This window comes from Roseburia sp. CLA-AA-H209 (genome assembly GCF_020687575.1).
Lineage (GTDB): Bacteria > Bacillota > Clostridia > Lachnospirales > Lachnospiraceae > Roseburia_C > Roseburia_C amylophila.
Map to the genome: position 1 here is coordinate 18,848 of NZ_JAJEQU010000010.1, position 23,222 is coordinate 42,069.

General features: G+C 40.8%; 20 protein-coding genes and 1 riboswitch. Of the genes, 2 read left to right on the forward strand and 18 right to left on the reverse strand.

Going from position 1 to position 23,222, the window contains the following annotated elements; genetic code table 11:
• Window positions 1-4: 4 nt before the first annotated feature.
• On the reverse strand, window positions 5-1,300 hold the full coding sequence (locus LKD41_RS10240; protein ID WP_117698734.1) for an ATP-binding protein: 1,296 nt from the start codon (window positions 1,298-1,300) through the stop codon (window positions 5-7).
• A gap of 21 nt (window positions 1,301-1,321) precedes the next feature.
• Window positions 1,322-2,452 (reverse strand): prephenate dehydratase, encoded by a 1,131-nt coding sequence (pheA, locus tag LKD41_RS10245; RefSeq protein WP_022244094.1) that lies wholly within the window; start codon window positions 2,450-2,452, stop codon window positions 1,322-1,324.
• Between the two features lie 304 nt (window positions 2,453-2,756).
• Here pheA and LKD41_RS10250 point away from each other — a divergent pair, with 304 nt between their 5' ends.
• The gene (locus LKD41_RS10250) at window positions 2,757-3,776 is read left to right on the forward strand and encodes a DUF5050 domain-containing protein (protein ID WP_022244093.1); all 1,020 of its coding nucleotides are present in this window, start codon (window positions 2,757-2,759) and stop codon (window positions 3,774-3,776) included.
• Window positions 3,777-3,919: 143 nt separating this feature from the next.
• Here the strand turns inward: LKD41_RS10250 and LKD41_RS10255 are convergent, their stop codons facing one another.
• The 12 genes from LKD41_RS10255 to LKD41_RS10310 form a co-directional block, all read right to left on the reverse strand.
• Window positions 3,920-4,765: a nucleotidyl transferase AbiEii/AbiGii toxin family protein gene (locus LKD41_RS10255; RefSeq protein WP_022244092.1), complete on the reverse strand. Its 846-nt coding sequence runs from the start codon at window positions 4,763-4,765 to the stop codon at window positions 3,920-3,922.
• Window positions 4,762-5,394, reverse strand: a complete 633-nt coding sequence (locus tag LKD41_RS10260; RefSeq protein WP_022244091.1) for a type IV toxin-antitoxin system AbiEi family antitoxin domain-containing protein — start codon at window positions 5,392-5,394, stop codon at window positions 4,762-4,764. The genes LKD41_RS10255 and LKD41_RS10260 overlap by 4 nt, the downstream gene beginning before the upstream one ends.
• Before the next feature lie 143 nt (window positions 5,395-5,537).
• Window positions 5,538-6,749, reverse strand: coding sequence for a threonine ammonia-lyase (ilvA, locus tag LKD41_RS10265; protein WP_022244090.1), 1,212 nt, complete (start codon window positions 6,747-6,749; stop codon window positions 5,538-5,540).
• Window positions 6,743-7,714, reverse strand: a complete 972-nt coding sequence (gene ftsY, locus LKD41_RS10270) for a signal recognition particle-docking protein FtsY (RefSeq protein ID WP_022244089.1) — start codon at window positions 7,712-7,714, stop codon at window positions 6,743-6,745. The genes ilvA and ftsY overlap by 7 nt, the downstream gene beginning before the upstream one ends.
• Window positions 7,715-7,743: 29 nt before the next feature.
• Window positions 7,744-11,304 carry a chromosome segregation protein SMC gene (gene smc / locus LKD41_RS10275; RefSeq protein WP_227701118.1) on the reverse strand — a complete coding sequence of 1,187 codons (3,561 nt, stop codon included), beginning with the start codon at window positions 11,302-11,304 and terminating at the stop codon, window positions 7,744-7,746.
• A gap of 12 nt (window positions 11,305-11,316) precedes the next feature.
• Complete coding sequence (gene rnc, locus LKD41_RS10280) at window positions 11,317-12,015, reverse strand: ribonuclease III (RefSeq protein ID WP_022244087.1); 699 nt, start codon at window positions 12,013-12,015, stop codon at window positions 11,317-11,319.
• A gap of 229 nt (window positions 12,016-12,244) precedes the next feature.
• Window positions 12,245-12,475 carry an acyl carrier protein gene (acpP, locus tag LKD41_RS10285; protein WP_022244086.1) on the reverse strand — a complete coding sequence of 77 codons (231 nt, stop codon included), beginning with the start codon at window positions 12,473-12,475 and terminating at the stop codon, window positions 12,245-12,247.
• Between the two features lie 13 nt (window positions 12,476-12,488).
• Entirely contained in the window at window positions 12,489-13,508 is a 1,020-nt protein-coding gene (plsX, locus tag LKD41_RS10290; RefSeq protein WP_022244085.1) for a phosphate acyltransferase PlsX, read from the reverse strand.
• A gap of 81 nt (window positions 13,509-13,589) precedes the next feature.
• Window positions 13,590-14,243: a YesL family protein gene (locus LKD41_RS10295; RefSeq protein WP_227701119.1), complete on the reverse strand. Its 654-nt coding sequence runs from the start codon at window positions 14,241-14,243 to the stop codon at window positions 13,590-13,592.
• 116 nt (window positions 14,244-14,359) lie between these two features.
• Window positions 14,360-14,539 (reverse strand): 50S ribosomal protein L32, encoded by a 180-nt coding sequence (gene rpmF / locus LKD41_RS10300; RefSeq protein ID WP_022244083.1) that lies wholly within the window; start codon window positions 14,537-14,539, stop codon window positions 14,360-14,362.
• Window positions 14,540-14,543: 4 nt separating this feature from the next.
• Entirely contained in the window at window positions 14,544-15,068 is a 525-nt protein-coding gene (locus LKD41_RS10305; RefSeq protein WP_227701120.1) for a YceD family protein, read from the reverse strand.
• A gap of 70 nt (window positions 15,069-15,138) precedes the next feature.
• Entirely contained in the window at window positions 15,139-16,329 is a 1,191-nt protein-coding gene (locus LKD41_RS10310; protein ID WP_022244081.1) for an acetate kinase, read from the reverse strand.
• A 226-nt stretch (window positions 16,330-16,555) separates the two neighbouring features.
• Between LKD41_RS10310 and LKD41_RS10315 the strand changes: the two genes are divergently transcribed.
• Window positions 16,556-17,815: a nucleotidyltransferase gene (locus LKD41_RS10315; protein WP_227701121.1), complete on the forward strand. Its 1,260-nt coding sequence runs from the start codon at window positions 16,556-16,558 to the stop codon at window positions 17,813-17,815.
• A gap of 543 nt (window positions 17,816-18,358) precedes the next feature.
• Here the strand turns inward: LKD41_RS10315 and LKD41_RS10320 are convergent.
• From LKD41_RS10320 to LKD41_RS10335, 4 genes are all read right to left on the reverse strand, one after another.
• The gene (locus tag LKD41_RS10320; RefSeq protein ID WP_022244079.1) at window positions 18,359-19,537 is read right to left on the reverse strand and encodes a phosphoribosylaminoimidazolecarboxamide formyltransferase; all 1,179 of its coding nucleotides are present in this window, start codon (window positions 19,535-19,537) and stop codon (window positions 18,359-18,361) included.
• 40 nt (window positions 19,538-19,577) lie between these two features.
• Window positions 19,578-20,291 (reverse strand): IMP cyclohydrolase, encoded by a 714-nt coding sequence (locus LKD41_RS10325; protein ID WP_022244078.1) that lies wholly within the window; start codon window positions 20,289-20,291, stop codon window positions 19,578-19,580.
• Between the two features lie 135 nt (window positions 20,292-20,426).
• Window positions 20,427-20,507: riboswitch (ZMP/ZTP riboswitch) on the reverse strand.
• Between the two features lie 42 nt (window positions 20,508-20,549).
• A complete protein-coding gene (locus tag LKD41_RS10330; RefSeq protein ID WP_227701122.1) occupies window positions 20,550-21,743 on the reverse strand; it encodes a glycosyltransferase family protein in 1,194 nt (397 codons plus the stop codon).
• 24 nt (window positions 21,744-21,767) lie between these two features.
• On the reverse strand, window positions 21,768-23,132 hold the full coding sequence (locus tag LKD41_RS10335) for a PFL family protein (protein ID WP_117698745.1): 1,365 nt from the start codon (window positions 23,130-23,132) through the stop codon (window positions 21,768-21,770).
• Window positions 23,133-23,222: the final 90 nt, after the last annotated feature.

The window sequence follows — 23,222 nt, forward strand, 5'->3', positions numbered from 1 at the left end:
TCTGTTACACTTCCTGTCCTAACATATAATTGATAAACTGCTGTGCGGTTCTTCCGGAAAGTCCACCATGACTTAACTCCCATTTGTTGGCTTCTGCTAAAAGCTCTTCTGCCGGAAGATGTACTCCCTGCTTTTCTGCCAGTTCTACTACAATCTGCTGGAATTCTTTCTTGGTCGGTGCTCCAAAGTAAATAGATACACCAAAACGATATACCAGTGAAAGTTTTTCCTGTACGGTATCAGAAGTATGCATATCCTCACGCACTTCCTCTTTATCTGAAAAGTTCTCACGAATCAGATGTCTGCGGTTTGAGGTTGCATAAATCAGCACATTGTCCGGTTTCTTCTCCAGCCCACCTTCAATTACAGCTTTCAAATATTTGTATTCAATTTCAAATTCCTCAAAAGATAAATCATCCATATATATAATAAATTTATAATTACGGTTCTTTATCATGGAAATAACCGTATTCAAATCTTTAAACTGATGCTTATAAACTTCAATCAGGCGAAGTCCCTGCTCATAATACTGATTGGCAATTGCCTTTATGCTGGTTGATTTACCGGTACCTGCATCACCAAACAACAGACAGTTATTGGCACTCTTTCCCTTTACAAAAGCTTCTGTATTATCCACCAGCTTCTTCTTGGCAATTTCATAGCCTACCAGGTCATCGAGTTTCACATGAGCGATTCTGGTAATCGGTGCCAGTTCTACAACACCGTTGGTATTCTGGATACGGAATGCCTTATGTAAGCCTAGATTTCCTACACCAAATCTTGCATAGAATCCGGTTACGCTGTCCTGAAATGCATTGGTATCCTTTGCTCCTGCCAGTTCTACAGCCAGTTCACAGATGCAGTCACGGATACGTTTGTTAAATACGCTTCCATTATCATCCGGTCCCTTGAAATTCTGAAGCACATCCATATCATCAATTTCCAGAGTCTTTGCCACTTCATTTAAGTTATAATCAAACATTTCTTTTAAAATAGCAAAATCATGGGCTGCAATCGCATTGATACTTCCGTTTACTGCTCCTTTCATTTCGCAGGCGGTACTATAGGCATTTTCATTATTTACCATAATAAACGCAAGAAAACAGTGCCACAGATTTCCTTCAAAACCGTGGCTCACTGCCAGTTCAATCAGTTGGTTCAAACATCTATAATACAATTCTACTATATCAGACCGATTGTAAAATTCACTATCATAGTTTTCCAAAATCCATGTAAAATTATAAAATAATTCTCCATTTTCAAAGTTCTTATATAAAATTAATTCTCCTGAATGTTTCATCTTAATGTCTTACCTGTCTTTCTAATAATTTCCAAGAATTTTAAAGTTTTCAGCTTCTTCTTTGATTCCATGCAATGCATTCTTTACTGCACTCTCATTTAAATTTCCTTCAAAGTCAATAAAGAAACGATATTCCCAGTTCCGCTCTCCTAATGGTCTTGATTCTATCTTATTCATGTTCAAATCATTAAAAATAAAATGGGATAACATATGATAAAGAGATCCACTTTCATGCGGAATTTCAAAGCAGATACTGATTTTTCCGGCATTCTTTAAGAATATCTTACGGCCGGTTACAATGACAAACTTTGTACAGTTATTGCTGTTATCCTGGATATGCTCGTCCAATATATCAAGCCTGTAAATATCGGCAGTAAGACGGCTGGCAATGGCTGCCTGTCTTAGGAGACCATCTTCTTTTACTTTTTTTGCTGCCATGGCAGTATTCTTAAAGCTGTGTTTTTCCCAGTTCCGATGCTCGTCCAAATATCTGCCACACTGCATCAGTGCCTGCGGATGGGAATATACCTGTTCAATATCAGATAGCTTTGAGCCTTTCGTTCCGAGCAGGCAGTGGTCTATTGGAATAATCTGTTCTCCCACGATACAATTATCATATTCTACCAGCAAATCATAATTTTCTGACACAATTCCGGCAGAAGAATTCTCAATCGGAAGCACTGCATAATCTGCTTCTCCTTTTGCGATTGCTTCCATGGCATCCCGCCAGGTCTGCACATGATAACTGTTTGTGGTATCATGGAAAAACTGCTGCATTGCCATCTGGCTGTATGCACCCTCTTCTCCCTGATATACGATTCTTATATTTTTATCCGGAAGTGCCGCTACCTCTTCAAATGGTATCGGCTCCATAATGCCTTTTTCTGCCAGCTTCTGATACTGCCTTTTTCTGCTCATGCTCATCAGATGTTCAAAAAGCTCTCTTGTTCCACGCTTTAAAAACGGGTCATCTACCATGGAAGTTACCTTTTCTAACTTTTCTTCTTCCCTTGCCTTATCAAAGACTTTTTTCCCGGTAGAAAGCTTATAATCTGCCACCTGTTCAGTCAGTGCCATACGTTTTTCATACAGTGACACCAGCTCTTTGTCCACGCTGTCAATTTCTGCTCTTATCTCTTTTAAATCTTTCATTGTTATCTTTCACCTTATTATTTTTTTCTATCATATACCATTCCCATTTCGGTTGCAAGTTTCCCGAAAGAAAGTTATAATTTTTATCGTAAGGATTGTGGAATTCGGAAATGTTATAGGAAAGTTCTTTCCGTTGCTTTGACTGGATAGCGACTTTGTCCGGCTGCAGCGGATACATCCTTTCGTCTGCAATCAGCCGTACAAAGCTGCCATTCTGTCAAATATCGGAAAGAAAAACACGCTCCTGTCATATTTCCAAATTTCACAATCAGACGATTACATATGACACCAAAGGAGGATTCTTATGAAAAACAAACAAAAAAAACAGCTCTTTATCACGATTGCAATTATTCTTATTCTGATTGCAGTTTTTTGTCTGATTCATTTTCTTAACCGCACAAAAATGAATTCCGGTTACGTCAATGGAAATTCTGCCGGTAATCTTTATAATGGCGGACTTTTCTGTGAAAGCAACGGCACTGTTTTCTTCAGTAATCCTTCCGACAACCACCGACTCTATTCCATGAATCCTGATGGTTCTGATATGAAGAAGCTTTCCGATGATACCGTCTCTTATATCAATGCAGATGATCACTATGTTTACTATGTCCGAAACAACAAGAGTGAGGATACTAATTTCTCTTTTCTGAATTTTGGAACTAACAGCTTATGCCGTATCAACCGTGATGGAGGCAGGGTTACCATTTTAGATGACGACCCAAGTCTTTATGCCGGACTGTACGGAAATTATATTTACTACATCCACTATGACAAAGAAACGGCTTCTACCCTGTATCGGATAAAAATCGACGGCACAAAAAAAGAACAGGTTTCTAAGTTTCCTTATAAGACCTGCTCCTCTAATGGACAGTATATGTACTTTAATGGCGAAAACGATTCCCACTCTCTCCTGCAGCTTGATACTGCCGACAACTCTGTTGCTACACTCTATAGCTGCACCTGTTATGAACCGACTGTAATCAATGACACGGCTTATTATATGGATGGTGACAACGATTATGGACTAAGCACTTATTCCTTAAGCAGCGGTGCTGCCAACCTTATCATCCCATCCAGAATTGACTGCTACAACGTCACCGGGGATTATATCTATTATCAAAAAAATGGAGAGGGTGCCGGTATCTACCGCTGTCTCACCGACGGAAGCAATGAGGAATTACTGATATCCGGTAATTATACCGCATTACATACCACCTCACAGTACCTTTACTTCTATGAATACGGCAATGACTCTGCCTGTTATCAGATGCCTCTTAGCGGAACCGGAAATGATATCGGTGTATTTACGCCGGAAAAATTATAGTATTCTTTTTCAAGGATCATATTCCAAATGTAGATTAACTCGTTTTGATTAAAGAATCTTTTAATTTATGAAAATAAATTTCAGAAAGGCTGCCCACTTGGATAGTGCGACAGCCTTATTATTCCCATCTATCAGCCTTTCACTTAAAATTCAAGCAGTTCGGCGATTCTTAGAAGTATTTCCATCACATCTTCATAAGAAGCCTCCTCTGCATATGTATTGTTCACGCAATAATTATTCCAAAGAACTTTTAAGGCTGTATCCTCTCTCATATCCTCTATAATCTCTTTCCACTCCAACATTGTCTGCAAGGATTCTCTTTTCTTTGCAGTTCTTGTAACAGCAAGTTTCAACATTTCAGGATGAATCGACTCCTTATACATATGATAAAACATATATAAATCATAAAAGTCTCTGGCTCTTGAAGTTCCAATATTTCTTCTAATAATCGTCTCATACTTTTCTGCTATAATAGTTTCAATATTATATGCCTTAATATTAATTTCATCGTCATCCAGTATTGTTTTATAGGAATACCGAACAGCTCCCGGGGTTATCTCATCTCCTGTAGTAATGTCAACTTTCACCTTATTTGCAATTTTTCCATAATGAGCAACTAAAAATGCCCTGAAATTATTATAGTCATCTTTTTCTCTGATTATTTCAAACTTTTCAAACTCAAACTTTATGCCATCACCAACATCAATTAGAAGAATCTCTCGAATTACTCTTTCTAGCTCATCTTCTTCCATATTGATTCCAGTTATCGTAGTATCCATATCCATGGTAGTTCTTTCTGAGATTCCAATCATTGATGATATTAGAAAACCACCCTTTAATATAAAATTATTTTTATATGATGACTTTGCCAATCTTTCAAGGAAGCGCTCAATTAAAAACATCTGCAATACTTCTTGTGGCTGTAACTTTTTCTTTTCTGCAAAACTCCTTATCTGTCCCTTTAATTGTTCTGGTGTTCTCTCTTTCAACTCAACACCTCCATATATGTCCGAACCTTCTGTTCCAAATGAAACACTCTGGAATATTTGATAATCTTTCTTGGATTACACTTTCCACCAAAATACTCCTTCAGAGCCTGTGTATACACTTGAACATCGATACTCTTTTTATCTCTTATCAAATCACAGATACATCGTTCCAAATCATATGCCTTAACGTCATATCCCTGTGGGCTTTTCAACATCACAATACCTAAATCCCACAGTTCCTTCTTACAATAATGAAACTTTGTATTCTCATAGTTCTTCTTTATCCTGGAAACATTATCTCCCTGAGGAACCGTTAAATCCAGCTTGTGTGGCACTCTGTCTGAAATTCCATGTAAGAATAATGCGGTTCCATGGGAAAATATCAATTTATCAGACCTGCTTTGAATAACCCGGAATTCATCCGGCTGCTCATCTGCCAAAATATAATTTCCATGAGATTCTTTTAAGAGGATTCGTTTTTCCAGACTATCATAAAGCAGCAACCGGTTGATACCTGCTTTATGAAAATCCTTAGCGGATGCAATTCCACCATTCTGTTCAATTACCGACTTCAATTTATCAATGTAATAATCCACAAATACCACCACTCTTTCAAATCGTTCTTTCATTCTATCATATGAAAGAACGATTGTAAATATTGTTCTTTTATTCTATTCGATTAAAGAACGTTTTTCTTACTATACGCATAGAAAAGGACATATCTCCTTCCAATTTAGGAATTTGATATGTCCTGTTAATTTCTTATTTCCCCTTACAGGCTGGTACGAACCTGTTTTGGTTTATAGCCTTCTTTTTCCAAAGCATTGATAATCTGCTGTTTATGCTCCGGTCCAAAGCACTCTAATGTAATGCGAAGTTCAACTGCCGCGGTACGGTTGGTTGTTACAAACTGGTTATGCTCCAGCTTGATAACATTTCCCTGCTCTCTTGCGATGATTCCGGACACTTTACAAAGCTCACCCGGCTTATCCGGAAGCAGTACAGATACAGTAAAGATTCTGTCACGGAAAATAAGTCCCTGCTGAACAACGGAAGACATGGTAATGACATCCATGTTTCCACCGCTCAAGATGGATACGACCCGTTTGTCTTTCACATTCAGATGCTTTAATGCGGCAACGGTAAGTAAACCGGAGTTCTCTACCACCATCTTATGGTTTTCTACCATATCAAGGAAAGATACGACCAGCTCATCATCACTTACGGTGATGATATCGTCTAAGTTCTTCTGAATATATGGGAAGATTTTTTCTCCCGGAGTCTTTACTGCGGTACCATCTGCAATGGTATTTACTGCCGGAAGTGTTGTAACCTTACCCTCCTTAAAGGAAGCCTGCATACAATTTGCTCCAGCCGGTTCTACACCAATCACTTTAATCTTTGGATTCAGTAATTTGGCAAGAGTGGAAACACCGGTTGCCAGTCCGCCTCCTCCGATTGGAACTAAAATATACTCAACCAGCGGAAGTTCTTTAAAGATTTCCATGGCAATGGTTCCCTGACCGGTTGCAACCGTCAAATCATCAAAAGGATGGATAAAGGTATATCCATGCTTCTCAGCCAGTTCATAAGCATGTGCACATGCTTCATCATAAACATCTCCATAAAGTACTACATCAGCGCCATAGCTCTTGGTACGGTTTACTTTAATCAGTGGTGTTGTGGTTGGCATAACGATGGTTGCTTTACAGCCATAGCATTTTGCTGCATAGGCAACACCCTGGGCATGGTTTCCTGCGGAAGCGGTAATCAGTCCCCTCTCTCTTTCTTCTTCGGATAAAGTGCTGATTTTATAATAGGCTCCACGTACCTTATATGCTCCGGTAAACTGCATATTTTCTGGTTTCAGATATACTTTGTTACCGGTCTGCTCACTCAAATAATTGCTGTAAATTAATTTGGTCTCCAAAGTTACTTCTTTTACTTTTTCACTTGCTTCTTCAAATTTATCTAATGTTAACATTCTGTCTCTCCTTCTTCTCCCGAATCTTCCTTTACATCAAACAATGCATTTACAAACTGCCCGGAATCAAATTTCTGTAAATCATCTATGGTTTCACCGACACCGATATATTTTACAGGGATGCCAAGCTCTGACTGAATGGCAACTGCGATACCACCTTTTGCGGTTCCGTCCATTTTCGTTAAAATAATTCCGGTAATGTCTGCCACCTCTGCAAACTGTCTTGCCTGTGCCAGTGCATTCTGTCCGGTTGTAGCATCCAATACTACCAATGTTTCGCGGTATGCATCGGAATACTCTTTTTCCAGAATACGGTTGATTTTGCGAAGCTCTTCCATCAGGTTTTTCTTGTTATGAAGCCGTCCGGCAGTATCGCACAAAAGGACATCTGCCTTTCTTGCTTTCGCAGCTGCTACTGCATCGTATACCACAGAGCCCGGGTCAGCACCCTCCTGGCCGCCAATCATGTCTACTCCGGCACGGTTCGCCCATTCCTTTAACTGGTCTCCTGCCGCTGCACGGAAGGTATCTGCCGCAGCTAAAACCACGCGTTTACCCTGACTCTTTAATTTACCTGCCAGCTTGCCAACAGAGGTTGTCTTTCCGACTCCGTTTACACCAATGACTAAAACGACAGATTTTTCTTCCTCGAAGCGGTATGCAGTCTCGCCTACATCCATCTGCTCTTTGATACTCTGAATCAGAAGCTCTTTACAGTCTGCCGGCTCTTTGATTTTTTCTTCTTTGACACGTTCCTTTAACTTGTCCAAAATTGCCTCTGTGGCATGTACACCAAGGTCTCCCATAATCAGAATCTCTTCGATTTCTTCATAGAAATCATCATCAATATGTGAAAATCCATGAAATACAGAATCAATACCGGATACAATGTTATCTCTTGTCTTGGTTAATCCTGATACAAGGCGGGCAAAAAAGCCTTTTTTCTCTTTCTTTTCTTCTTCCATCTTGTCACTTCTTTCTCTGTTTATTTCTCTTATTTATCTAAATCTTCTTCAATCAGATTTACACTTACCAGTGTGGATACACCCTTCTCCTGCATGGTAATTCCGTACAGGCGGTCGGCTGCTGCCATGGTTCCTCTTCGGTGCGTAATGATAATAAACTGCGTATTCTTCGTTAATTTATGCAGATATTTTGCAAAACGTCCTACGTTAGAATCATCTAACGCTGCCTCAATCTCGTCTAAAAGACAGAATGGGGATGGCTTTAAGTTCTGAATTGCAAATAACAGTGCAATGGCTGTCAACGATTTCTCTCCACCGGACAACTGCATCATGTTCTGCAGCTTCTTTCCAGGTGGCTGCGCAATAATACGGATGCCGCACTCTAAGATGTCCTCATCCTCGACTAACTCTAAGGTTCCTTTACCACCACCAAAGAGATCCTTAAATGCCTTGTCAAATTCATGCTGGATTTCCGCAAACTTCTCGGTAAACTGCTTGCGCATTCCGGTATCCAGATCTTCAATGATACCCACCAGCGTCTGCTCTGCTTCTACTAAATCATCATGCTGCGTCTTTAAAAACGTATAACGTTCACTGATTTCTTTATATTCTTCAATGGCATTGACATTGACATCACCCAATTTTCGGATATCATCCTTGATACCGTAAATCTGTTTCTTAAGTTCCGGCAAATCCTGATATTCTTCATTGCGAAGCAGCAATGCGTTATGCGGAGTCAGCTCATATTCCTCCCACATATAATTGGTCTGGTATTCACCTGCCTCTTCTAACTTCTCTCTCTGGCTGTTCAGTCGGAAAATCTCTTTGTCAAGATTTGCAATCCGCTTGGAAATCTCTTCTCTTCGTTCAAAGAATCCCTTATACTCTGCTGACATCTGTTCTTTTGCAGCAATGCTCTCAGAAAGCTTCTGATTCAATGCCGCATAATTCTCATCGGATGCAAGAATGGTCTTTCGGATGGCTTCTATGTCTGCCTCATGACGTTTTGCATCTTCTTTGGATTCTGCTGACTGATTCTTCAAAGACTCCTGATTCTTGTATACACGCTCTAATTCTTCTTCCACACGTTCTAAGTTTTCCTGTATGAATTCCTGTTTCTGTGTGAATCCGGCTTCCTCTAACTGCACCTTGGAAACAGCTTCAGTTGCAGCCTCTTCCAGTTTCATCTGTTCTTCTAAAATTACCTGGAACTGCTCAGCCTGGGCTTTGATTTCTTCTTCCCGTACTTCTGCTTCTTTGATTTCCTCTTCCGTACGTTCCTTGCCCTTCTTAATATCCGTCAACTGTTCTTCAATATCCTGGCTCTCATTCTTTAAGCCTTCAAATACGCTCTCGCTTTCATTCTTCTGCTGCAAGGTACGGTCTACATTCATCCTGGCTGTATTCTGCTGTAAATACTGTTCCTGTAAATCAGTCCGTACCTTTTCCATATCCTGCATGGCAAGTTCCTGTGCAGTGCGGATTTCTTCGCTCCGCTCCTTGCAGGATGCAATGGTTTTCTTCAGTTCTTCCAGTCTCTTCGTCAAATCGTCAATTTCGCGTTTTCTTCCCAGAAGATTACCGGTATTCTTAAAGGCACCACCGGCAATGGAACCACCCGGGCTTAAATACTCACCCTCCAAGGTTACCATATGTAAAGAATAATGGCTCTTCTTCGCCAGTGCCAACGCATGGTCAATGGAGTCCATAACAAAGACTCTTCCAAGAAGATAGGACATTACACCGTCAAATTTTGCATCATGTTTTACCAGCGTATCTGCCTTTCCGATTACGCCTTCTTCTTTTAAGAATACATCCTGCTTGCTGTTATCCTTACCGGTAACACTGGTCAACGGCAGGAATGTGGCACGTCCCAGACGATTCTGTTTCAGATAAGCAATCATTTTCTTTGCTGTCTGCTCGTCTTTCGTAACAATGTTCTGGATGTTTCCACTGAGTGCAACTTCAATGGCTGTCTCATACTTCTTGTCCACCTGAATGAGGTCTGCCACAACGCCGAGGATTCCGCCTTCCTTATCCTTCTGCTCCATTACCTTACGGATACTGTTTCCATAGCCTTCATAACGCTCTGCAATATTTTTTAAGGTCTCAAGACGGGATTCTCCCTTATTATAATCAATAGTTGCTTTTTCTAAGGCACTCCGGTTCTCTGCTGTTTTCTTACGCCAGCTTTGAATTAAGTCTGCGGTCTCTTTTTCTTTTGCCTTTAATGCTTCAATCTCACGACTTACTTCTGCTAATTTGTCCTGATATTCTGACAATACACTCTGCAAATCTGCTTCTTCGCTTTTACGCTTTAAGAGACGCTGATTCAACTGGGCTTTGCGGATATTTACCTGCTCTGCCATGGTATCGAATTTCTGTAATTTTGCTTTTGTGGAAGCTTTATTATTCAGAATCTCAATAATCTCATTCTTGCCTTCTTCGATGCCCTGTGTACAGCGGGCAATTTCCTTCTGAATCTTTTCTAACTCATCAGAAGCTGCCTGCTTGCGTGCTTCAATCTCTGCTACCTGGCTGTCAATTTCCTGCTTCTGTGCAAGATAATGCTCCTGCTGTTCTTTTCTTTCTTTCCGGTCACTTTCTAACTGATCCAAACGTGCTTTTAAGCTGTCATCTGTCATCTGTGCAGCCTTAATCTGCTCATTTAATACATTAATCTGACCTTCCAGTTTTCCCTTCATGACATTGGTATTGCTGAGTTCTTCGCGGATTTCTGTGATTTTCGCATCCATTTCTTCCATGTCCTGCTCTTTTTTCTCATACTCCGCTTTGATATTCTCGTATGCCTCGTTGTCTTCTTTTAACTGGGTATCTGCAATTTTAAACTTTTCTTCTACTTCTTTGGTCTGGGTCTCAATCCGCTCCATCTCTAAAAGGAACATGTTAACATCCAAGGTCTTTAACTCTTCCTTTTTCTTAAGATAGATTCTTGCGGTCTCTGACTGTTTCTCCAACGGTCCTACCTGACGCTCCAACTCTGTCAAAATGTCATTGACACGTACCAGGTTCTCCCGCTCACTTTCCAATTTCTTCTGGGCGGTTACTTTTCTTCTCTTATATTTTACAATTCCTGCCGCTTCATCGAAAAGTTCTCTTCTTTCCTCCGGCTTACCGCTTAAGATTCGCTCAATCTGCCCCTGTCCGATAATAGAATAACCTTCTTTACCGATACCGGTATCATAAAAAAGCTCGCTTACATCCTTCAGACGGCATGGATTGCCATTGATAAGATATTCACTTTCTCCGGAACGGTATACTCTTCGGGCTACCGTTACTTCTGAATAATCTACCGCAAGCTGATGGTCTGCATTGTCTAATGTAATCGCAACATATGCATAACTTAATGGCTTACGATTCTCTGTTCCCGCAAAAATAACATCCTGCATGCTTGCGCCACGTAGCTGCTTGGCACTCTGTTCTCCCAATACCCAGCGCACTGCGTCCGCAACATTACTTTTTCCACTACCGTTTGGCCCCACAATGCCTGTGATTCCGTTGTGAAAATCAAATACGATTTTATTTGCAAATGATTTAAAACCGTGAATTTCAATACTTTTGAGATACATAACTTCCTCCGTTTAAGAGCGCTTATTCTCCTGCTGTTTCAGCTTAAGCAACGCCTGATATGCAGCTTCCTGTTCTGCTGCTTTCTTTGTATGTCCCATTCCCTCTCCAATGGACTTTTCTCCGATTCTGGCTTCTACCACAAACCGCTTATCATGATCCGGTCCTTCTTCCCGGATCAACTGATAATTCAGTTCTTCATTATATCCTGCCTGTACTATCTCCTGCAGGATAGTCTTGCTATCATAAAAGAGCTGTTTGTGCTCAATGTCTGTCAGAATGTATTTTAACACAAACTCTTTTGCATTAGCAAAACCACCATCCAGAAAAATTGCTCCTATTACTGCTTCCAATGCATCCGAAAGAATGGATTTCCGATTTCTTCCTCCTGTTAAATCCTCTCCTTTTCCCAGATACAGATATTTTCCCAAATCAATTGCTCTGGTACAAAATGCCAGTGTCGGCTCACACACAAGGCTTGCCCGGAGCTTGGTCAGTTCACCTTCCGAATAATCCGGATACTTCTGGTATAAGAATTCACTGGATGTAACCTCAAGCACTGCATCGCCTAAGAATTCCAGCCTCTCATTATCTGAGTGCTTCTTCATATGTCTTTCATTGGCATAGGAACTATGGGTTAATGCCTGTCTTAATAATCCCTGATTGTTGAAATGATATCCTATCACTTCTTCAAATTCATGTAATCTGCTCACTGTTTTCTCCTTCTAACTGTCGATGCTGCCCGCAAACTACGGGAAACACGCTTTGCAAGCCGCCTGCGGCGGTCGCTTGCGACATCTACCTTATACGCCGCAGTGTGCATCCTCGCGGAGCGTTTTTTACTTTACAGGAAAGAAATTTCCTGTAAAGCAAAAAAGAATCCGGCATGCCGGACTCTTTCGCACAATATGCTTCCTTTGAAGAATACTGTCTATTCTGCTTTTAGTTCAGCGCACTCTTTATCTGCTCTACCGCATCGCCTACAGTAACAATTTTCTCTGCTTCTTCATTTGGAATCTCAATATCAAATTCTTCCTCCAGACCCATGATAATCTGGAAAACATCCAATGAATCTGCGCCAAGGTCATCTACAAAAGTAGTTTCCATACTAATCTCTTCTTCGTCCACATTCAGGACTTCTGCAATAATTTTTTTCAGTTTTTCAAATTCCATAATCTTTTCCTTTCTATTCTTCTGTTTCAGAAATTACTATATTTTTTTTGATTTTATTATTGATATCCTGTTCTTTAAATGTAACACACTGAATGATGGAATTCTTTACTTCCTTCGCCTTGGAGCTTCCATGTGTTTTAACCACCAGTCCATTCAGTCCAAGCAATGGTGCCCCGCCATACTGGGATGCATCGAAAGATTTTAATGTCTTCTTCAGTGCCGGCAATGCCAATGCTGCACCAATCTTACTCTTCAGGCTGCTGAGCATTCCCTGCTTTACTACACCAATCAGCGTACTGGAAAGTCCTTCATAAAGTTTAAGGATTACATTTCCTACAAACGCTTCACAGACAATGACATCTGCTCCGCCATGTGGTATCTCTCTTGCTTCAATACTTCCCACAAAATTGATATCCTTGCATTCTTTTAATAAAGGATATGTTTCCTTTACCAGTGCATTTCCTTTTTCTTCTTCTGCTCCGATATTTACGATTGCAACTCTCGGATTCTTGATTCCCACAACATTTTCCATATAAATGGAACCCATCCTGGCAAACTGTACCAGATGTGAAGAACGGGCATCTACATTTGCTCCACAATCAATGAGCAGGGATACTCCTGTCTCGGTCGGAATCAGCGGTGCCAAAGGCGGACGCTCGATACCACGGATTCTTCCAACAATCACCTGTCCACCAACTAATACGGCTCCGGAACTTCCTGCCGATACAAATGCATCTGCTTCCTTCTGTTTTACCATATTCATTCCCACAACAATTGATGAATCCTTTTTCTTACGAATTGCATTTACCGGATGTTCCGCAGTCTCAATTACTTCTGTTGCATTCTTAATTTCAATCTGGTCTTTCTCATAGGTATACTTTTTCAATTCTTCAGCAATAACCTCCTGCTGTCCAACCAGTACAACCTGTATATCTCTGCGTGTATTTACTGCCTCGATGGCACCTTTTACAATTTCGCCCGGCGCGTTGTCGCCTCCCATTGCATCAACTGCCACTCTAATGACTTCCTGCATATACATTCCTCCTGTAAATCTGCCATCACATTAAGCCTATATTGAAATATACTATAACTTTCCATAGAAATCAACAGAAAACTAATTGAAATATTCCCGGTTCCGTTCCTCTTCTTTGGCAATGTCCTCCTCTGACATATAACGCAGGAAAATCTTCTCTATAATTCCATTCTGAATTGCAATAAATGCCGCCGGTGCAAAAATTAATAAAAATGGAATCAGATATACTAAAAATGCAATTATCAGCAAAATCACCAGCATAAGAATGGTCTTTGGCAGATGTGCAAATGACATCAGTGCCGCATTCTTTACAATTGCTTTATTGGTATTTTCAAAACGGGCAATGTTCGGATATACATATAACCAGATTGCAATCTCAAATACCAGCATAACAACAAAAATCACAAAAGCCTTGCCCCACGCTGCTCCGGCTTTCATAAACTGGAACATGATAAACCAGTCTGCTCCCATAACAAGACCAATCAGTAAGAAAATCAGCCAGATTACGGTTGCCTGTTTGAAATTAGAACGGAAGGATGACCAGAACTCTTTCCAGATATATCCTCTGCCATGGCGGATTACTTTATTCACTGCATAATAAAGTGCAGTACAGGATGCTCCAATGGTAAAAACCGGAATACATGCCATGAACCAGATTAAACTCAGGCAGAATATGTTAATCACTTTATCAAATGCACTAAAGAGCTTATTATTATAATTAAAAATATTGCTCATACCTTCTCCTTTTCTATGAATAGGCATTCGCAAAACCTGAATTGTTCTGCAAATGCCTATCTTTTTCATAAAGTAAAAAGGGAGTGTTTTTGCAAACACTCCCGGTCACTTCTTAATTAGTCCTGAGGAATAATTTCTTTCTTGTTGTATGAACCGCAGTTCTTACATACTCTGTGAGGCATCATCAAAGCGCCGCACTTACTGCATTTTACTAAACTTGGAGCAGTCATTTTCCAGTTTGCTCTTCTTTTATCTCTTCTTCCTTTGGAAGATTTGTTCTTTGGACAAATTGACATCTGGTTACACCTCCTTAAATTTATTGAAAATATCTTGAATTGCTGCCATTCTCGGGTCCAGCTCAGATTTCTCGCAGTCACAAGTCTTGACATTCAGATTCGTACCGCATTTCTTACAAATCCCCTTGCAATCCTCTCTGCACAGAACCTTCATTGGCCAGTTCACCAAGATTTCATCATAGACCATTTTATCAATATCAAGCTGAAATCCTTTCATGTAGTCTGCCTCATCCATCTCTTCTTCCGAAGCATCCGCATCTTCCAATGGGAACTTCTTATTGAATACAAGGTGGAAATCTGTTGGAACTTCTTCCAAGCAGCGGTCACATGGTATTGCTATCCTTACGTCCGTTTCTCCGTGAATCAGTAAATCCTTATTCTCTTCATTAACGATACGCAGCTCGAATGGCTTTTTCTCTATGAACGGAAACACACCTAACTTTGAATCAAAGGATGTCAATTCAATTACAGCCTCTTTCGTAAGCTCTTTATTTTCACATGAACATACATCGGTTAAATCTAATATCACGTTTGTCTCCTTTTCACACCTAAACAATTATACATAGCACTATAGCTTTTGTCAACAATATTTTTCCTTTTTAGCCTACCAAAGCTACGGTTTCTCTTGCAATTGCAAGTTCCTCGTTGGTCGGGATAATGCATACGGTTACTTTGGAATCCGGAGTAGAAATAATCTTATCCTCTCCACGAACCATATTTGCTTCCTTATCCATGGTAATTCCAAGATATCCGAAGTATGCAAGAATCTTCTCACGGATGAAAGATGTATTCTCACCAATTCCTGCAGTAAAAGCAATGGCATCTACTCCGTTCATTGCAGCCACATAAGCACCGATATATTTTGCTACACGGTAAGCAAATACTTCACATGCTGCAATTGCTCTTGGATTTCCTTCATGATAAGCAGCCTCGAGGTCACGGAAATCACTGGATACACCGGAAAGTCCCTCTACACCGGATTTCTTATTTAATACATCCATAATTCCGTCGATGTCAAGGTTTTCTTTCTTTGCAATGAATTCCATGATTGCCGGGTCAATGTCACCGGAACGTGTTCCCATTACAAGTCCCTCTAATGGAGTAAGTCCCATAGAGGTATCTACACATTTACCATCTAATACAGCACTGATGGATGCTCCGTTTCCAAGGTGGGCAACAATCAGTCTGGAATTGTTATAATCAAGATTTAAGAACTCAGCCAGACGTTTGGATACGAAGCTGTGGCTTGTTCCGTGGAAACCGTAACGTCTTACCTTGTATTTTTCATAATATTCATATGGCAGACCATAAAGATAAGCCTTCTGTGGCATGGTCTGATGGAAAGCGGTATCAAACACACCTACCATTGGTACACCAGGCATAAGTTCCTGACATACACGAATACCAATTAAGTTTGCAGGGTTATGAAGTGGTGCAAGCTCATTACACTCTTCCACTTTTGCTAATACTTCTTCATTTAATACAACAGACTGGGCAAATTTCTCACCACCATGTACGACACGATGTCCTACTGCATCAATTTCAGAAAGACTCTTTACCGCACCTGTCTTTGGGTTTACCAGTGCATCCAGTACCATCTGGATACCTTCTTTATGGGTCGGCATTGGTGCTTCTGTTATCTCTTTATCATGGCCAGCAAGCTGGTATACTAATCTTCCATCAATTCCGATTCTTTCACAAAGTCCTTTAGCCAGTACAGCTTCTGTATCTGAATTAATAAGCTGATACTTCAAAGAAGAACTTCCACAGTTAATAACTAATACGTTCATCTGTTTTCTCCTCACTGCTATTTTTTTACGGTTCATTGTTACAAATCCGCATATGTATGTTTAGTATACGCCTATTTTAAATGGTGTTCAAGTACAGTGTCTGAAAAAATGCAAAGAAAAATATTTTTTCGAAATTCTTCTTATGAATACTTTCCATAAGTAATTTGCCAAAAATATGGGAATAATGCTATGATAGAACTATATTATTTGTAACTTTGGAGGACTTATGCGCATCATAGGAATCATTGCAGAATACAATCCGTTTCATAACGGTCATGCTTACCAGATAGAAAAAATCCGTTCCCTGACCCAGGCTGACTTCGTTATCGCAGCCATGAGTGGAAATTTCGTCCAGCGGGGAGAACCGGCTCTTATTGACAAATATGCACGAACAGAAATGGCTTTAAGCTGCGGTGCTGACCTGGTGATTGAGCTGCCAGCCCTCTTTGCAACTGCTTCTGCCGAACTTTTTGCTTCTGCAGGTGTTGCACTCATGCGTAAATGTGGCTGCGTAGACACCCTCTGCTTTGGTGCAGAAACAGACAACCTTTCTTTATTAAAAGAAGTTGCTTCCCTGCTCGTATCCGAACCAGAGGACTACAAAGAAATTCTCTCTTCCTGTCTCAAAAAAGGAATGTCCTATCCTGCCGCAAGAAGTCAGGCAGTATGCAGCTATTTAAAAGAAGCCAACCAGCAAATCCCGGCCGATGAACTTGCCTGCCTTTTAAATGAGCCAAATAATATTCTTGCTATTGAATATTTAAAAGCGATTCAGGCTCAGAATGCCGCCATCACCCCTTATCTGATTCAGCGGACCGGAGACGGCTATCACGAAGCGGCACTTAACAGCAGTCTTTCCTCTGCCACTGCCATAAGAAAAGAACTTCTTTCAAACGGCTGGAATGACATCACTACATTAAATCCATATCTGCCGGAAGCTGCTTATTCTATTTTAAAAGAATATCTTAATCTTTATCCGCCGCTTTCTGCTAATGATTTTTCTGCTCCGCTCTCTTACCTTCTGTTACAGCAGAGTGAAGCACAACTGGCTTTCTGTGGTGATTCCAATGAAGCAATTGCCCACCGGATAAAAAATTTGCAAAAACAGTTTCATTCCTTTGAGCAGTTCTGCCAGTTACTGAAAACAAAGGATATGACTTATACCAGAATCAGCCGGATTTTCACTCACCTTCTGCTTCAGATTACATCTGAAGATTATCGTTTGGGAAAATCCTTAGATTACATTCCTTATCTTCGTATCTTAGGATTCCGCAAAGACGCCTCCCGGCTCCTCACGATTTTAAGCAATTATGCGGATGTTCCAATGATTTCTAAGAGTGCCAACGCAGCCTCTATGCTATCTTCTGATGCTGCACGCCTTTTTGATCTGGATGTCTTTGCCGGAGAATTATATGAAAACATCCTGTCCGGAAAAACCGGGCAGGATGCCAGAAGCGAGTTTGTACGCAATATTGTAAGGGTGTGAATTTGCCGTGCCGTCTGATTCCACCATTTGGTTGGTGGGAAAATCAAAAGAGCGTTTGATAAAAAGATTTTGCCATCAAAAAGAGGTGTCTGGTTCCTGACACAAAATTCCGCAGTTACTAAGCAGTTTGTTTTTCTTTTTGAGATAAAAACAGTCTTTCCAATGTTTGACAAGATGTCTGTACGGTTCGTCGAAGTACGGATGCATAATAAAGGCTGTTAGGGGCACTTGGAATTTCGTCTGGCAACAGGCAACGCTGGCACAGGGATGTGCCAGCGAGGCGCATTTGAACATGGATGTGAATTTGCGCCGGTTGCCAGACAAACCAAAATTTTAAATTGAAATTCCTAGTGCCCCTTGCAGGCTTTATAGAGCATCCGTACCCGACGGACAGTGCAGACATCCAGTCAAAGCAACGGAAAGACTGCTTACATTCAAGAAAAACAAACTGCTAAGAACTGCTGAAATTTTATATCAAAGGAATCCAGCACCTCTTTTGACAGCAAAATCTTATCTTTCAAATCCTATCTGATTTTCCAGCTCTTAGTGGTGGAACAGACGGATTCCGGTAAAGCTCATCACCATACCATATTTGTTACAGGTTTCGATTACATGGTCATCACGGATAGATCCGCCCGGCTGTGCTACATACTGCACGCCACTTCTGTGGGCGCGCTCGATGTTATCTCCAAATGGGAAGAACGCATCAGAGCCAAGAGATACTCCGGTATTCTTATCTAACCATGCACGTTTTTCTTCTGCCGTAAATACAGCAGGTCTGGTCTTAAATATCTTCTCCCATTCGCCATCTGCAAGTACGTCCATATAATCCTCGCCAATGTAAAGGTCGATTGCATTATCACGGTCAGCTCTGCGGATTTTATCTAAAAATGGCAGATTCAATACCTGTGGAGACTGGCGTAACCACCAGTTATCTGCTTTGGAGCCTGCTAATCTGGTACAGTGGATACGGGACTGCTGTCCGGCACCAATACCGATTGCCTGTCCGTCTTTTACATAACATACGGAGTTAGACTGTGTATATTTTAAAGTAATCATGGAAATTGCCAGATCTCTCTTTGCTGATTCCGGCAGCTCTTTGTTTTCTGTTACAATATTGTCAAAGAAATGCTCGTCAATATTTAACTCATTTCTTCCCTGCTCAAAGGTAACGCCAAATACCTGTTTCCGCTCGATTGGGTCTGGAATATAGTCAGGATCAATTTCAATGACATTGTAATTGCCATTTTTCTTTGCTTTTAAAATTTCTAATGCGTCATCATCATAGCCCGGTGCAATAACTCCATCAGATACTTCTCTTTTAATTAAAAGTGCGGTTGCTTTATCACAGACATCAGAAAGAGAAATGAAATCTCCGAAAGAGGACATACGGTCAGCGCCTCTTGCTCTTGCATATGCATTGGCAATCGGTGTAAATTCTACATCCATGTCATCTACCCAGTAAATCTTACGCTCTACGTCAGAAAGCGGAAGCCCCACTGCTGCACCTGCCGGAGAAACATGTTTAAAAGAAGTGGCTGCCGGAAGCCCGGTTGCTTTCTTTAATTCTTTTACTAACTGCCAGCCATTGAATGCGTCTAAGAAGTTAATATAACCTGGTTTACCATTTAATACTTTGATTGGCAATTCGCCATTTTCCATGTAAATTCTGGATGGTTTCTGATTTGGGTTACAACCATATTTTAATTCTAATTCTTTCATTTTTATTTTCCTCTCTCGCACGAATCTTATTCACAAAATCCTATTTGTTCTTGTTTACAATGCGGCTTTCATATTTTCCGGTTTCAATATCAATATATCTTACAAATAAAGATACCTTATTGTCTGCATTCAGGTTATTCCATACCAGCTCGGTAAATGCATCAATGTCATCTCCGATATCAACCAGTACCGGTTCGCCCTCAAAGCTTGGTAATGGATTGCCATCATTCATATAAGTATGAATGAAATGTCCTTCCCCAGCTACCGGATTCTCATAAGCAAATGTATAACGGTTGCAGGCATCCGGATTACCATTGTTGCTCTTTAAAATAGACATTGCATAATTGTATTTTCCATCTTCCACATGCATGATTCCGGAAATACGCGGTGTATAGTTAGGTGCGTCCGGCTCAAATTCTCTGGTTCTTAATGCCTGTTCGAAGGTCTGCTGTTTATCCATCAGTTCATAAATGGTATCTGTCTGGTCTCCATTGGTTACAATGGTCTTATTGCCCAGTACACGAACCGGTGCATAAATAATAAGACTTGGGTCACTTAATTTTGCAGGGTCAAATGCCTGGGTACGGATTCCTTCTCCATCCTCAACAAATACACGGTTACGGCTGTTCTCGCTTCTTCCCATGATAAAATAAGCAGTTACCGCATACTTTCCATTCTTCGACTTTCCAATTACAATTCCTCTTCCCGGATAAGTAGTGCTTCCAAGTTCTTCTGCTAATGAAGTCATCTTCATTTTTGTTCCTCCTTCTTACGCTCCATGTAATTTTTAAAGTTGCTGCAGCTTTCCGTCAAAGTCTCTTTCTCTTTCGAATTTTTCCTGTGACTTTTCCTGTTTGCATGCATAAAAAATACCGACACGTATCCCGAGCTTAACTGCCCAGACGGTCGGCTTTCTCAGGTCATACTTCATGTGGTTATTCCCACGGTTCCGTCAGTCATATGACCTGAATTTAGTAAAACATATTCCAAAACACTTGTCAAGGAATTCTTCCTATAAGAACTCTCTCAGACGTTCTGCACGGTTCGCCCAGGTATCTTCCTTAAGTGCTCGTTCATAAGAATATTCTATGATTTCTTTCATTTTCTTCGGATGTCCCAGCATGGATAATACCTGTTCCGGCAATGCATCCAGATGCTCTAACTCATAAAATGCCAGATCTTTTCCATCGCAGAAACGCTCCTTTAAATAAATGCTGCCATCTGTCAGGGATACTGCTTTATTTAACATGGCTGTAAAAATTCTGTCATGGGCTCCATCCTTAAACCACGGCATGGTATTCAATGCAATCTTGGTATTCCGGATGATTTTTACGCATTCGGCAGAATCAAGCTGCCTTCCGTTTAAAATAAGATTCTCCAGATGTTTTACCTTAAGATTCTCCCACCCTTTGCCAAAAACATGTACCCGTACTCCATTGTCTACCAATGTCCGCACTGTTTCTCCACGGAAATAAGTCCGGTTATACATATCCAAAAAAAGCATTCCTGCAAAGCATGCCATCAGCTCCCGCTCCGTTACTTCCGGAATCTCCCGGCGGACAAAATGCTCCATGGCAGAATCTAACGGCTCTGACGGATGCAGGCGGAGATAATTTAATATCTCATGATAGAAATCAATATATTCCTTCGTCTGGCTGGTAAAATGCTCTTCAATTGCCGGAAGATGCACATAGTTTGCGATAAAACCCACTTCATATTCCCGGTTCTCATATGGAATAAAGTCTGTAGAAATACGTTCTTCCTTATCCATCAGAAAATTCCCTGCCAATGGTAAAAAATGACAGGGAATCCCTTTATAAAACCGTTTCATATAAGAAATATGCTGACGGTCGATGCAGAACACAGTCAGATTTGGAATTGTCTCATCAAGCTGCTTATGATAATACAACGGATGGTCCACAAGAATGCAATAGACCGGAATATTTCTGCTGGCAAAGACAGACTGAGACTCTGTCTCCAACAGGAACTCCTCCCCGCTTAATCCGATAAAGTTAAAGGTAATGACTGCGGTCTCGCCACTTTTTAAAAAGCGGCTTAATCGTTTTGTGTCAGCATATTCTGCCTGAATGTCAAAGAAGAAAATCTGATATCCCATCTTGCGAAATGACGCTGCCATCTCATGTGAAAAATAAGTTAATGTTTCTACGCCTCGTTCAAAAAACACAAGTTTACGGATATCACTCATTTTCTTTCTCCATTTCAAAAAATCCTAGTTCTTAAAGCTGTGAATTGGTGCAGGAATTCTTCCCCCACGGTTGATAAATGCATCACAGGAATACTGGTTTACCGGCATAATCGGTGCATAGCCGAATAATCCACCAAATTCTACAGTATCGCCTACTCCCTTTCCGATTACCGGAATCAGACGGGCTGCTGTAGTCTTCTGGTTAATCATTCCAAGCGCCATTTCATCTGCGATAATACCGGAAATGGTAGTTGCCTTGGTATCACCCGGAATTGCAATCATATCGAGACCTACGGAACATACACAGGTCATTGCTTCTAATTTCTCCAGTGTAATGGCATTTGCCTGCACTGCATTAATCATTCCCTGGTCTTCGCTGACCGGAATAAATGCACCACTTAAACCACCAACATAAGAAGATGCCATTACGCCACCCTTCTTAACCTGGTCATTTAAAAGAGCAAGAGCTGCTGTCGTTCCCGGAGCACCTGCATATTCAAGACCAATTTCACAAAGAATATCTGCCACACTGTCTCCGATTGCAGGAGTTGGTGCCAGAGATAAATCTACAATACCAAATGGAATATTTAAAATTCTCGACGCTTCCTGTGCTACAAGCTGACCTACACGGGTTACTTTAAATGCAGTCTTCTTGATGGTCTCACATAATACTTCAAAATTCTCTCCACGGACTTTTTCCAGTGCAGTCTTTACAACACCCGGTCCGCTGACACCAACATTGATTACCGCATCTGCCTCTGTTACACCATGGAATGCGCCTGCCATAAACGGGTTGTCATCCGGTGCATTACAGAATACAACCAGTTTCATACAGTCTACAGAATCTCTGTCCTTAGACTGCTCTGCCACCTCTAAAAGAATCTCTCCCATTAATTTTACAGCATCCATGTTAATTCCGGTTTTTGTGGATGCAAGATTTACAGAACTGCAGACTCTTTCGGTACGGCAAAGTGCCATTGGAATAGAACGGATTAAAAGCTCATCTGCCTTTGTCATTCCCTTGGATACCAGTGCAGAATATCCACCAATCAGGTTTACTCCTACTGCTTTGGCTGCTGCATCCATAGTATCTGCGATGGTTGCAAAATCTTCCGGTGTCTTGCAGGCTGCCCCGCCAACCAGTGCAATTGGTGTAACGGAAATTCTTTTATTTACGATTGGAATTCCAAATTCCTGCTCAATCTGATTTCCTGCTGATACCAGATCCTTTGCCACTGTAGTAATTTTCTTATAAATGTTATCGTTTAACTTCTTTAAATCAGAATCAATACAATCCAAAAGACTGATTCCAATGGTAATGGTACGGACATCTAAGTTCTCATGCTCCACCATTTTATTGGTTTCGCTTACTTCCATTATATTAATCATTTTTTGTCTCCTATATTCTGCCTTTCTACGCAGCTCATTTCCTGTATTTTCATTGATACGCCTTAGTGACCTGCCAACAGCAGTTCCTTT

What these genes read in the sequence shown, in the direction of transcription:
- LKD41_RS10310 (WP_022244081.1), bottom strand. Translation starts at nt 16,329, where the DNA reads ATGAACGTATTAGTTATTAACTGTGGAAGTTCTTCTTTGAAGTATCAG.
- acpP (WP_022244086.1), bottom strand. Translation starts at nt 12,475, where the DNA reads ATGGAATTTGAAAAACTGAAAAAAATTATTGCAGAAGTCCTGAATGTG.
- LKD41_RS10250 (WP_022244093.1), top strand. Translation starts at nt 2,757, where the DNA reads ATGAAAAACAAACAAAAAAAACAGCTCTTTATCACGATTGCAATTATT.
- pheA (WP_022244094.1), bottom strand. Translation starts at nt 2,452, where the DNA reads ATGAAAGATTTAAAAGAGATAAGAGCAGAAATTGACAGCGTGGACAAA.
- smc (WP_227701118.1), bottom strand. Translation starts at nt 11,304, where the DNA reads ATGTATCTCAAAAGTATTGAAATTCACGGTTTTAAATCATTTGCAAAT.
- LKD41_RS10335 (WP_117698745.1), bottom strand. Translation starts at nt 23,132, where the DNA reads ATGATTAATATAATGGAAGTAAGCGAAACCAATAAAATGGTGGAGCAT.
- ftsY (WP_022244089.1), bottom strand. Translation starts at nt 7,714, where the DNA reads ATGGAAGAAGAAAAGAAAGAGAAAAAAGGCTTTTTTGCCCGCCTTGTA.
- LKD41_RS10320 (WP_022244079.1), bottom strand. Translation starts at nt 19,537, where the DNA reads ATGAAAGAATTAGAATTAAAATATGGTTGTAACCCAAATCAGAAACCA.
- LKD41_RS10330 (WP_227701122.1), bottom strand. Translation starts at nt 21,743, where the DNA reads ATGAGTGATATCCGTAAACTTGTGTTTTTTGAACGAGGCGTAGAAACA.
- LKD41_RS10260 (WP_022244091.1), bottom strand. Translation starts at nt 5,394, where the DNA reads ATGAAAGAACGATTTGAAAGAGTGGTGGTATTTGTGGATTATTACATT.
- LKD41_RS10325 (WP_022244078.1), bottom strand. Translation starts at nt 20,291, where the DNA reads ATGAAGATGACTTCATTAGCAGAAGAACTTGGAAGCACTACTTATCCG.
- plsX (WP_022244085.1), bottom strand. Translation starts at nt 13,508, where the DNA reads ATGCAGGAAGTCATTAGAGTGGCAGTTGATGCAATGGGAGGCGACAAC.
- rpmF (WP_022244083.1), bottom strand. Translation starts at nt 14,539, where the DNA reads ATGTCAATTTGTCCAAAGAACAAATCTTCCAAAGGAAGAAGAGATAAA.
- LKD41_RS10240 (WP_117698734.1), bottom strand. Translation starts at nt 1,300, where the DNA reads ATGAAACATTCAGGAGAATTAATTTTATATAAGAACTTTGAAAATGGA.
- ilvA (WP_022244090.1), bottom strand. Translation starts at nt 6,749, where the DNA reads ATGTTAACATTAGATAAATTTGAAGAAGCAAGTGAAAAAGTAAAAGAA.
- LKD41_RS10315 (WP_227701121.1), top strand. Translation starts at nt 16,556, where the DNA reads ATGCGCATCATAGGAATCATTGCAGAATACAATCCGTTTCATAACGGT.
- LKD41_RS10295 (WP_227701119.1), bottom strand. Translation starts at nt 14,243, where the DNA reads ATGAGCAATATTTTTAATTATAATAATAAGCTCTTTAGTGCATTTGAT.